Origin of the sequence: Streptomyces sp. ActVer (genome assembly GCF_027270795.1) — a bacterium.
Classification (GTDB): Bacteria; Actinomycetota; Actinomycetes; order Streptomycetales; family Streptomycetaceae; genus Streptomyces; species Streptomyces umbrinus_A.
In genome coordinates this window covers 1-10,757 of the sequence record NZ_JAPWHT010000359.1, presented here as the reverse complement: position 1 = coordinate 10,757, position 10,757 = coordinate 1, and the positions used below count along the sequence as shown (strand labels likewise).

The window sequence follows — 10,757 nt, the reverse complement described above, 5'->3', positions numbered from 1 at the left end:
GCCTCGCCACGCGCGGTGGACGCGACTGCGAGCCCGTCGAGGACGTGACGCTCGCGCGCGGCAACGTCGTCCTCGTCGACCACGGCCGCTCCCTGAACTGGTGCGGCGACGGCCTGCCGGAGACGGTGACCGTACCGCCCGTGCCCGCCGTCGTCGGCTCCTGCGCCCCTCCCGCCATCGGCTGCCGGGACCGCGACGAGGGCAATGCGCCCGCGAGGCTCATCAACTCCCTCACGGACAAGGCCGAATGCGGAGACCCCCTCGCCCCGGACGATATCCGCGAGCTGTTCGACGTCGTCGGAGAGGACGCCACCGTACGCGCCGGTCTTGGCCTGGAACTCGCCGGGCAGCGGCAGGAACGTGTAGTGCCCGGCACGGCGTACGCGCAGGTCGCGGCCCTCAGGACCCTGCTCGCCCAGTCCGTGTACCCCGGTGTCGCACCCCGCTTCCGGCCGGTCCTCGGCCGCTCGCCCGTGGCGCAGACCGTGCCGTTCCCGGACCCGCGGACCGTCGCCGCTGGCCAGGCCGAGCGGATCGCCGCCATCCCCGGACGGGTCAGGCAGCGGCTCGTCGAGCTGTGGCGCAGCGCCCGTGACCGCGACGGGCTCGGCGAGCAGGAGATCGCCGAACTCACCGTGATCTACGGCCTGAAGACCCTGGAGCACCTCGAACTTCACCTCCACCCGGTCCGCGCCCTGCGTGAACTCCTCTTCCGCAGCGACCAGTTGCTCGACGCCAAGCTGCGCCGCGTCGAGGTGCTCACGGCACGGGCCCGCGCGGGCACGGTCCTCGACGGGCACATCGCCTGGGAGATCGCGCACAGTTGGGGACCGGCGTACGCGGCCGGACTGCGCCCGGACGAACTCGTGCTGCGCGGCCCCGCCTCGGCGGCGCTGCGCCACGACCCGCGCCAGGCACTCCCGGCCGTACGCCTCCACGACAGCGACAGCGACAGCGATGGCGACGGCGACCGTGACCGTGACGTGGTGTGGGAGCCGCGCCGGGACCTGCTCGACAGCACGCCCCGCGACCGGCACTTCGTCGGCGAACTGGAGGACGACGGACGCCTCGCCCTGCGCTTCGGCGACGGCCGCCACGGCGCCCGTCCGACCCCCGGCGCCCGCCTCGAACTCCGCTACCGGCTCGGCGGCGGCACCGCCGGAAACGTCGGCGCGGAGGCCATCAACCACCTCGTCCTGTGCAATGACAGTGACGGCGGCGACCGTGAGGAACCGCCCGTGGCCGGTGTACGCAACCCGCTGCCCGCCGTCGGCGGCACGGAGCCCGAACCCGTCGAGCAGGTACGCCAGTTGGCCCCCCTCGACCTGCGCCGCACACGCCTCCGCGCGGTCACCGCCGAGGACTACGCGGCCCTCGCCTCCGCCCTGCCCGGGGTGCAGCGGGCCGCAGCCGCGATCCGCTGGACCGGCAGCGTCCAGGAGGCCCACATCGCCGTCGACCCGTACGGCACCGGCGCCCCCTCGCAGGCACTGCTCGCCGAGGTGGCCCAGGCCCTGGAGGCGTACCGGCGCATCGGCCACGACCTCGTGGTCGCGCCCGCCCGGCTCGTGCCGCTCGACATCGAGCTGAAGGTGTGCGCCAAGCCGGGGCACCAGCACGGGCAGATCCTGGCCGAGCTGTACCGCGTACTCGGCAGCGGCCGCCTCCCGGGCGGACGGCTCGGCTTCTTCCACCCGGACGCGCTGACCTTCGGCGAACCGGTCCGGCTCAGCCGTCTGGTCGCCGTCGCGGCCGCGGTGCCCGGCGTCGAGAGCGTCCACGTCACACGGCTTCGAAGGCTGTTCCACGAGGACCGAGGAGAGAGGGAGGACGGCGTGCTGCGGCTCGGCCCGCTGGAGATCGCCACCTGCGACAACGACCCCGACCGGCCGGAGAACGGCCGCCTTGCGATATCCCTCGGAGGTGCCCGATGAGCGACGACTGCACCTGCGGCGGCGCATGCGGCCACGGCGTGTCCGACGGCGGCACATACGGTCGCGGTACATGCGATTGCGGCGGTGCGTGCGGCGGCCACGACGAGCGCCTCGCCCCCGCCCCGCTCCACAACCCTCCCCCAGCCTCCGGCCGGGGGTACCCCCATCTCGCTTCGCTCGGCCGCACGGCCCTCGACTACCGCGTCGGCGAGTACGGCTCCTTCCTGGCCGCCCAGCTCGACCGGCTCGCCTCGCCCGCGTACCCGGCCCTGAAGGGGCTCACGGTCCGCACCCCCGACGACCCGGCGATCGGTCTGCTCGACGCCACGGCCGTCCTCGGAGACCTGCTCACCTTCCACTCCGAGCGGATCGCCGACGAGGCCTATCTGCGGACGGCCAACGAGCACCGCTCGCTCGCGCTGCTCGGCCGCCTGGTCGGACACCGGCCGCGGCCCGGAGTCGCCGCCTCCACGCACCTCGCGTACAGCCTCGAACGCGACCCGCGCGCCGAGACCCTGCCCGTGGTGATCCCGCGAGGGGCGCAGAGCCACAGCGTGCCCGCGTCGGCCGGCGAGGAGTCGCAGACCTTCGAGACGAGCCGTGACCTGACGGCCCGCTGGGACTGGAACGAACTGAAGGTCCGGCGCCGCCGCCCGTCCCTCGTCACCCCGGCGGACCTGGAGCGCCGCTCGGAGCTCTTCGTCGAAGGCACCGCCAACTCCCTCCAGACCGGCGACCAGTTGCTCTTCGTTTTCGGCGAGCAGGCGGCCACCGCACCGAAGTTGCTGCCCGTCGCAAAGGTACGGATCGACCGGGACGACGAGATCACCGCGATCGGCCTGGCCCAGTCGGCCCCGCCCACTCTCAGGGAACTCGTCGACGAGGTACGGCGGTGGACCTCCGAACCCGAGGCGCCGGGCGACCCCGGTGACGAACCGCCCACCCCGGAGGTCCCCAACCCGCGCCCGGTCAGCCGCCTGATCGAGGACTTCGACGACCAGGTCCTCGCCCCGCTGCGTGCCGACCTGGACGGGATCAAGACTCCGGAGAGCCTCGCGTCCCGCCTCGCCGAGCCCGTGGCACGCCTGGGTGAGGCCCAGGTCCTCGCGACGCCCTACGAGGATGTCGCGGCGTGGTTCGAGCAGTTGGAGGCGATACTCGCCGAACTGGCCGAGCGCGCACTTGAGTTGGCGCCCTCGCAGCCGGTGCCGCCGACGGGCGGGCAGGCCTCGACGGCGGCCTCGGGCGACCAGGGCACGGCGGCAGCCATCGGCCAGGGCACGGCATCAGCCGCTGCCCCGAGCCCGACAACTCCCGGCGCCCCGAGCCCGACGGCCTCCGCCACCCCAACCCCCCTCGGCCCCCGCGAAGCCGCCCTCCAAGCCCTCGGCTCCGTCCTCCCCGCCCTCCGCGGCAGGGCCCCGGCACCGACCACCGGCGCCGAACAGCCCCGCCGCCCGGGCGCGGACACGGCCCGCCTGCTCTCTGCCCTGAACCCCGGCCTGACCGGCCTCTATCCGGCCTGGCGGACGACCGCCGCCCCCGGCACCCCGCAACTCCTGCGGGAACTGCTCGCGATGCGGGTGACCACGGCACCCTTCGGAGCAATGGCCCCGCTCAAGCCGGTCCAGGACGACCGGGGCCGGGTCATCCGCACCGCCGACTGGCCCCTCACCGGCGCCGCCCTGGTCAGCATGCGCGTCGTGTTCGACCCGGCGGGCAAGGTCCCGGTGCGCGCGGAGTTCCAGTACGTCGAGGGCAGCAGTTCCGACCAGCGCGCGGAGAACCTGCCGGTCGCGGTGCCGGTCACCTTCCGCCTCGGCGCGGGCGAGGTGGACCTGTCCACCCGCGCCGGCCAGGACCGCGAGCTGAGCTGGCTCAACCGGCGCCCCACCGACTCCCAGGAGCCCGGCGTCACCGCGGTCCTCCGCGAGGGCCTGCCCAACCGCACGCTCTTCGTGTCCCGCCCGGACGCGGACGGCCTGGTCCACGTGGGCGTGCACAACGGCACATCCGAGCAGGTCACCCTCCGGCCGGGCGTCCCGGAGCGGTTCACGCACGGCGAGTACGAGGTGAGCCTCACGTACACCGTGGGCAGCGCCGCGCCGAACGTGGAGGTGGTCATCGCCTCGAAGCCGGAGCCCACCAACCGCCGCGTCCTGCAGCTGGACCGGGTGCACGACGGCATCACGGTCGGCAGCTGGGTCGCGATCCAGCGGCCCGGCAAGGGAGCTGAGGGTGGTATCCCGGGTGACAAGAAGCTCGCGTTCGTCACCACGAAGGTCGTGGCCGCGCGGACGGCCGCGTACACCAACTACGGAATCACCGGCCGCGGGACCGAACTCGTCCTGGCCGACCCGTGGTTGGACGAGTTCGACGTCCTGCTCTCGCACATCCGCGACACCACTGTCCACGCGGACGGTGAGCCGTTGCGCCTGGCAGACGAGCCGCTGGGCGAGGACGTGCACGGCAACGAGATCGAACTCGCCGAGCTGTACGACGGGTTGAGGCCGGGCCGCACGCTGATCGTCGCGGGCGAGCGCAGCGACATCCCCGGCGTGGCAGCCGTCCAGGCCACGGAGGTCGTCACCATCGCGGCCGCCGACCCAGCCGTCGATCCCCAACTGCCAGGTGACCACGTCCACACGCAGCTGACGCTCACCGCGGACCTCGCGTACCGCTACCGCCGCGAGACCGTGCGGATCCTCGGCAACGTGGTCGAGGCGACCCACGGCGAGGGCCGGGACGAGCCGATCGGCAGCGGCGACTCGGACCGTACGAACCAGACGTTCGCGCTCTGGCAGTCCCCGCTCACCTGGCTCGCCGACGACAACCCCCTCGGTGCCACCCCCGTCCTGGAGGTGAGGGTCGACGGTGTGCTCTGGCACGAGGTCGACAGCCTCGCCGGGCGCGGTCCGCGCGAGCGGGTCTGCATCACCGGGACCACCGCCGACGGCCGCACCACCGTGACCTTCGGCGACGGCGTCCACGGGGCCCGACTGCCCAGCGGCCACGAGAACATCCGCGCCCGCTACCGCTTCGGCACGGGCAGGGCCGCCAACGTGGCGGCCGGCCGCATCACCCGGGCACTCACCCGCCCCCTCGGCGTCACCGCGGTCACCAACCCGCGCTCCGCCACGGGCGGCGCCGACGCCGACGGTCCCGGACTCACCCGGCGCACGGTCCCGCTGGCCGTCTCGGCCCTCGACCGTCTGGTCTCGGAGAGCGACTACGAGGACTTCGCCCGCTCCCGGGCCGGCATCGGCCGGGCCGCCGCGCGCGAACTCTTCGACGGACGGCGGCGCGTGCTGCACGTGACGGTCGCGGGCACGGACGACGTGCCCATCGCCGAGGACTCGGACCTGCTGAGTGCCCTGCGCGGCGCGCTCACCGAGTACGGTGACCCGAACCTCCCGGTCCGCGTGGACGTCCGCGAACTCGTCGCGCTCCTCGTCGCCGCGAAGGTGAAGGTGGCGCCCGACCACACCTGGCAGATCGTCGAACCCCGCCTGCGCCAAGCCCTGTTGCGTCGACTGGGCTACGAGGGAAGGGAGTTGGGGCAGCCCGCCCGCCTCTCCGACATCCTGGCCACGGCCCACCAGGTGCCCGGCGTCGACTACATGGACGTCGACGTCTTCACCGGCGTCCCCGCCTCCGCGACCGCCGGGGAGCTCACCGAGCTCCTCGCGAACCCGGGCCTGCCGAAGGCCTCGGTCCCGGCGCGCGGAGCCACGTACGACGAGAAGGTCCACACCGTGCGTGCGAAGGACGGCGAGACGCTGTCGGCCATCTGTGCGCGCCACGGCGTCCCGCTCGCCGAACTCCTGCGCCTGAACCCCGACATCACCGACACCCGCCGCCTGGCGAAGGGCCGTTCGGTGTACGTCTTCCGCGGCATCCGCCCGGCCCAGCTCGCACTGCTGTCGCCGAAGGCCGCGGACACCCTGATTCTGACGGAGGTCAAGTGATGCCCGCGATCGCCGCGACGGCCGCGATGTCTGCGGACGTCCAGTTCGAGACGGAGGCCGTGTGATGGCCAGGGAACCGGACGGACTCGCCGAGCTGCTGCCCCAGTGGCACCGGCTGCGCGACGCCCAGGAGGGCGAACCGCTGCGCGCCCTGCTCGCCGTCATGGCCGAGCAACTCGACCTCGTACGCGACGGGGTCGAGCAGGGCTACGAGGACCTGTTCGTCGAGACGGCGGCCCCCTGGGTGCTGCCGTACCTCGGCGACCTCGTCGGCTACCGGACGCTGCCGGGTTACGAGCGAAGCGAGATGGGGGTCCCCCCGGCCGGAGGCTGGGGGAGGGTCCTCACCACCGGTCTGCGGGGCGGGAGTTCGGCCGCGCTCACCGAGGCCGTAGCCCCGCGCCGCGATGTCGCCGCGACCGTCGCCAACCGCCGCCGCAAGGGCACCCTCCACCTCCTCGAAGAACTCTCCGAGCGGGTGGCCGACTGGCCCGCACGCGCCGTCGAGCTCTCCCGCCACGTCTCCCACCAGCAGCCCGTGAAGCTGTACGGGACCGGTGGCGCCGAGCGCGGGACACGCGGACGCACGGTCGACCTGAGGGACAGCTCGGCGCTCGACCTGGCGGGCGGCCCCTTCGGCGCGGTGGCCCGCTCGGTCGACGTCCGCAGGGCCGACTCCCGTCACCGGCAAGGTGGTTGGAGCCCGGCCGGGGTCGGACTCTTCGTATGGCGGCTGAAGGCGCACTCGCTGACGTCCTCCCCGGCGTACTGCATCGACCGGGCCCGCAACCTCTACACCTTCTCGATCCTCGGCAACGACACCCCGCTGGTCACCAAGCCGGTCCCGGAGCCGTCGCCCACGCACATCGCGACCATCGACAACGTTCCGGCGTTCATCCGCCGCCACCCGCTCCACGACCGGCTCGCCGACTACTACGGCCCCGGCAAGAGCTTCGTGATCCGGCGTGACGGCGAGGACCGGCCGGTGCCGCCCTCCGACATCGTGGTCGCCGACCTGTCGGACTGGCGCTACCGGCCCAAGCGCGGCCAGGTCGCGGTCGACCCGGAGCTCGGCCGGATCGCCTTCGGCGCCCGCACCGCGCCCCGCAAGGGCGTCTGGGTCGACTACCACTACGGGTTCGGCGCCGACATGGGCGGCGGCGAGTACGTACGCGACCGCGAACCGCGTCCGGACGCCTCCGTGTTCCGGGTCGGCTCCGGCGAGACGTATCGGCAGATCATGGACGCCTACCGCGCCTGGCAGAACGACCGCCGGGCCGGCCGCTGCGGGCCCGAGGGTATCATCGAGATCACCCACAGTGGCGCCTACCAGGAGCAGTTGGACTTCGACCTCGACCCGGGCGACCGGCTGGAACTGCGCGCGGCCGAGGGCACCCGGCCGGTGATCCGACTTCTCGACTGGTACAGCAATCGCCCCGACGCCCTCAACATCCGTGCGGTGTCGGAGGACTGCGCCCCCGGCGAGCGGCCACGGATCGTGCTCGACGGGTTGCTCGTCGCGGGCCGCGGCATCAACGTCACGGGCCCGATGGGCGCGGTCGTCGTACGCCACTCGACGCTCGTGCCCGGCTGGTCCCTGGAACCGGAGTGCGACCCGCACTCGCCCGAGGAGCCGAGCATCGTCCTGGAACGCACCACCGCGTGCCTCCAGGTCGAGCACAGCATCCTCGGCACGATCGAGGTCATCGGCGACGAGGTCTCCGAGGAACCCCTCGACATCCACCTCCGCGACAGCATTCTGGACGCCACCGCCGACGACCGCGAGGCACTCTCCGCCCCCGACTGCCGGCACGCCCACGCCGTGCTGCACCTGCACCGGACGACCGTGATCGGCGAGATCCACACGCACGCGGTCCGCATCGCCGAGAACTCCGTCTTCACCGGGCGGCTGCACGTGGCCCGCCGGGGCATCGGCTGCCTCCGCTACTCGTACGTGCCCACCGGGTCCCGTACGCCACGGCGTCACCGCCGCGGGCCGGACCTGGTGGGCCCCGAACAGGCCGCCCGCGTAAGGCCGTTGTTCACCTCGCAGCGCTACGGGACGCCCTGGTACGGGCTGTTGGCCGACCGGTGTGCCGAGGAGATCCGGCGCGGCGCGGAGGACGGGGCCGAACTGGGCGCCTTCCACGACCTGTACCGGCCGCAGCGCGAGGACAGCCTGCGGGCACGGCTCGCGGAGTACACGCCCGCGGGGACGGACGCGGGGATCTTCTTCGTGACCTGACCTCCGCGCCCCACGCGCACTCGACGCGCCCCAGAACCCGCACGCAATTCCTGAACCAGGGGGATCCCCTTCATGCACGCAGACCTCTCCCGCTCCACGTTCCGCCCGGAGCGGCACTACTCCGCGGTCATCGCCCAGCAGGGCCGCGTCCAGCTCGACGCCGACGCCAACGAGCAGACCGCGATCCAGCTGTACCAGGCCCGCGCGCTCACCGCCGACCTGATCGGGCAGCACGGCGGCCCGCGCGACGCCGCCGGCTTCCGTATCGAGTACGTCGGCGGCAAGCACGACATCGACACCCTGCACATCCACGGCGGCCGGTACTACGTCGACGGGATCCTGTGCGACGCGGGCCGCCCGGCCCCCGGCGTCCCCGTACCGGACGAGGGCGACGAGGAAGAGAAGGACAAGGCGCAGGATTCCGCGCAGCCGCCCGCGTACTGGACCTACTGGGACCAGCCCGACGGATACCGCGACCCGGAGAAGCCCGGCGACCGGCTGCCCTCGCCCGCCCAGGCCCCGTTCGTCGTCTACCTCCAGGTGTGGGAGCGCTCGGTCACCGCCGCCGAGGACCCGGCGCTGCGCGAGGTCGCCCTCGGCGCGGCCATGCCGGACACCGCCGCCCGCGCCAAGGTCGTCTGGCAGGTCCTGCCGCTGGCCCTCGACGAGCTGGAGACCGAGGAGCCCGAGCCGTCCAAGGAGGTCGTCCGCGCGGCCTTCGCACGCTGGGCGCAGAAGCAGGCCGGACCCTCGGCCCGCCTCGCCGCCCGAGCCGAACGGCCCGACCACGCCGACGAGGACCCCTGCCTGGTCAAGCCGGACTCCCGCTACCGCGGCCCCGAGAACCAGCTGTACCGCGTGGAGGTCCACGAGGGCGGCGCGCCGGGTGAGGGAGCCAAGGGCGGAGAGCCGAAGGAGGGCGCCACCTTCAAGTGGTCCCGCGAGAACGGCTCCGTGGTCTTCCCGGTCGACGAACTCGACGGCACCTGGGTCCAGTTGGCGTCCCTCGGCCACGACGACAAGCTGGACCTGGACGTCGGTGACCGGGTGGAGTTCACCGACACCGCGTACGCCTCCCGCCTCGAACCCCTCCCGCTGCTCAGGGTCGAGGAACTGGACCTGCCCGGCCGCCGCGTACGCCTGTCCGCCGAGCCGGAGCCGGGCGTCGGACGCCTGCCGCGCCTGCACCCGTTCCTGCGCCGCTGGGACCACCACGAGGGCCCGAGGCGCAAGGGCCGGTCAACCACCCTGCGGGGCGGGGCGGTTCCCGTCACGGAGGGGGAGTGGCTGCCCCTGGAGGACGGTGTCGAGGTCTACTTCGCCAAGGGCGGCACGTACCGCACAGGCGACCACTGGATCGTCCCCGCCCGTACGGCCACCGGCAGCGTCGAGTGGCCGGTCGACCCGGCGCGCCGCCCGCTGCTCCAGGGCCCGGCCGGTATCGCCCGCCACTTCGCGCCGCTCGCCCTGGTGAAGGGCGAGGGGGAGGCGCTGGACCTGCGGCTCGCCTTCGGCCCGCTCGCCAGCAGTATCCCGGCGGCGGACGAGGCGACGCTCGCGGCGGAGACCCGGGCGCGACAGGAGGAACAGGCGGCGGAGGCCGACCCGTCCGGCGGGAGGTCGCAGACCACCGCCGAGGCGGAGGCAGCCGTGGAAGGAGACAAGTAATGGCGAAGCCCCTGACCGCGTCCAAGCTGGTGGAGATCCTGCGCGCCGAGGGCCTCACGGTCCACGAGGTGCGCAACTGGCGCCGCCACAACCGCAATTCGAAGGGCCCGTGGGGTCCGATGAACGGCGTGATGATCCACCACACCGTCACCTCCGGCACCGCCGCCTCCGTCGACATCTGCTACGACGGCTACTCGGGCCTGCCCGGCCCCCTGTGCCACGGCGTCATCGACAAGAAGGGCCAGGTCCACCTCGTCGGCAACGGCCGCGCCAACCACGCGGGCCTCGGCGACGGCGACGTCCTGCGCGCGGTGATCAACGAGTCGAAGCTCCCTGCCGACAACGAGGCCGACACCGACGGCAACCGCCACTTCTACGGCTTCGAGTGCATCAACCTCGGCAACGGCAAGGACCCCTGGCCCGAGGCGCAGAAGGAGGCCATCGAGAAGGTCTCCGCCGCGATCTGCCGCGCCCACGGCTGGACCGAGCGCTCCGTCATCGGCCACAAGGAGTGGCAGCCCGGCAAGACGGACCCGCGCGGCTTCACGATGGACGGCATGCGCAAGCGCATAGCCGAGCGGCTGCGCGGCAAGGGCGACAGCGGCAAGCCCGCCCCCGACCCGAAGCCCGCACCCAAGCCCTCGTACGAGCCCTTCCCGGGCGGTGGCTTCTTCCACATCGGCCAGAAGTCCGCCGTGATCACGGCCATGGGCCGCCGCCTGGTCGCCGAGGGCTGCGGCCGCTACGAGAGCGGCCCCAGCCCCGACTGGACCGAGGCCGACCGCAAGTCCTACGCGGCCTGGCAACAGAAGCGAGGCTTCAAGGGCAAGGATGCGGACGGCATCCCCGGCAAGGTCACCTGGGACGCGCTGAAGGTGCCCAGGTCGGGCGACTGACCGGCGGCCCGCCGCCGCGCCGGGGCCGCGAACGGGCCGCGGACCC

General features: G+C 73.3%; 5 protein-coding genes. All 5 read left to right on the top strand.

What is annotated here, in order from left to right:
- A partial coding sequence (locus O3Q52_RS39255) for a putative baseplate assembly protein (protein ID WP_269653351.1) occupies positions 1–1,934 on the top strand: 1,934 nt, incomplete at its 5' end.
- Positions 1,931–5,902 carry a putative baseplate assembly protein gene (locus tag O3Q52_RS39250; protein WP_269653350.1) on the top strand — a complete coding sequence of 1,324 codons (3,972 nt, stop codon included), beginning with the start codon at positions 1,931–1,933 and terminating at the stop codon, positions 5,900–5,902. The genes O3Q52_RS39255 and O3Q52_RS39250, both read left to right, overlap by 4 nt.
- A gap of 64 nt (positions 5,903–5,966) precedes the next feature.
- Positions 5,967–8,147, top strand: a complete 2,181-nt coding sequence (locus O3Q52_RS39245) for a hypothetical protein (protein ID WP_269653349.1) — start codon at positions 5,967–5,969, stop codon at positions 8,145–8,147.
- A gap of 72 nt (positions 8,148–8,219) precedes the next feature.
- The gene (locus O3Q52_RS39240) at positions 8,220–9,815 is read left to right on the top strand and encodes a DUF6519 domain-containing protein (protein WP_269653348.1); all 1,596 of its coding nucleotides are present in this window, start codon (positions 8,220–8,222) and stop codon (positions 9,813–9,815) included.
- A complete protein-coding gene (locus O3Q52_RS39235) occupies positions 9,815–10,711 on the top strand; it encodes a peptidoglycan-binding protein (RefSeq protein ID WP_269653347.1) in 897 nt (298 codons plus the stop codon). Before O3Q52_RS39240 ends, O3Q52_RS39235 begins: the two co-directional genes overlap by 1 nt.
- Positions 10,712–10,757 lie beyond the last annotated feature (46 nt).

Coding starts and splice junctions, on each gene's coding strand:
- O3Q52_RS39250 (WP_269653350.1), top strand. CDS start 1,931: ATGAGCGACGACTGCACCTGCGGCGGCGCATGCGGCCACGGCGTGTCC.
- O3Q52_RS39245 (WP_269653349.1), top strand. CDS start 5,967: ATGGCCAGGGAACCGGACGGACTCGCCGAGCTGCTGCCCCAGTGGCAC.
- O3Q52_RS39240 (WP_269653348.1), top strand. CDS start 8,220: ATGCACGCAGACCTCTCCCGCTCCACGTTCCGCCCGGAGCGGCACTAC.
- O3Q52_RS39235 (WP_269653347.1), top strand. CDS start 9,815: ATGGCGAAGCCCCTGACCGCGTCCAAGCTGGTGGAGATCCTGCGCGCC.